General features: G+C 61.4%; 2 protein-coding genes. Both read right to left on the reverse strand.

Features of this window, described 5'->3' with window-relative positions; translation table 11 throughout:
• Positions 1-360, reverse strand: a 360-nt coding sequence (locus R4P65_RS33025; RefSeq protein ID WP_317829699.1) for a hypothetical protein, incomplete at its 3' end; no start/stop codon positions are given.
• Positions 353-841: a MarR family winged helix-turn-helix transcriptional regulator gene (locus tag R4P65_RS33030; RefSeq protein ID WP_317829700.1), complete on the reverse strand. Its 489-nt coding sequence runs from the start codon at positions 839-841 to the stop codon at positions 353-355. The genes R4P65_RS33030 and R4P65_RS33025, both read right to left, overlap by 8 nt.
• Positions 842-870: the final 29 nt, after the last annotated feature.

Consider the following 870-nt stretch of genomic DNA (forward strand, 5'->3'; position numbering starts at 1 on the left):
ACGAATCTTGGTCAACAACTCGGCGGGTTCGATGTTGTCGATCGCGGCGACGATGAAGCAACTCCACCCGCGCGCAGTGTCGGACGGGTGCGCGGCCAGGCGTGCCGTTTCTTCCTCGTCGACCGAGTGAGCGAGCGCAGCGCCGACGTGTCGCATCCGAGCGAGGATGCCCAGAGATTGTGCTTGCGTGACTGACGAACGCAGTTCGTCAGTCACACACGGGAAGATGTTTTCGAGCAGCAACGCCTGGTCCACGGACAGCGCCTCTGCGAGGGTGCGAGATGCGACTCGACCCTCATTCAATTCGAGTAAGCGTTCGGGATCGATGCCCGTGCGGCGCCGCGAACCATGCTCAACCACCGGAAGTGTCCGTGTCTAGGTTGCGCTGGATGGTGGCCATAGCCCGGGTGGCTGCCGCTCGATCTTTTGCGCCGATGTCAGCACTGAGGTGATGCAACCAATCCGTGTACATGGGCGTCAGCGCCGCAAGGAGGGCTTCGCCCGCCGAAGTGACCTGCAACGAAATGGAGCGACGGTCCCCGACGACGCTTGTCCGACGGACGAGGTCACGACGTTCGAGCCCGTCGAGCAGGCCCGTGACGGTGGCACTTTTCACCTCCAAACGATCAGCGAGGGCACCGGGGGCAATTCCAGGTTCCGCGGACACGGCCAGGAGCGCCGCCAAGCGTCCTTCGGACATTTCGTATTCGGCCAGCAGCTCGGTGCATTCTGCGTCGATCCGTCGCGCTGTTGTCAGCAACGCCATAACCAGTCGGTTGGCCTCGTCGTCGCCGATCCGCGACAGCAACAGCTCTTGTTTCACACCCACGAGATTTTTCATTAGGCACCATAATATCAGGCGACTTATTA

The organism is Rhodococcus sp. IEGM 1318 (genome assembly GCF_033142465.1).
Taxonomy (GTDB): domain Bacteria; phylum Actinomycetota; class Actinomycetes; order Mycobacteriales; family Mycobacteriaceae; genus Rhodococcus_F; species Rhodococcus_F qingshengii_B.

Bases quoted from the DNA above. Each gene is read 5' to 3' on its own strand.
- R4P65_RS33030 (WP_317829700.1), bottom strand. From the start codon at position 841: ATGAAAAATCTCGTGGGTGTGAAACAAGAGCTGTTGCTGTCGCGGATC.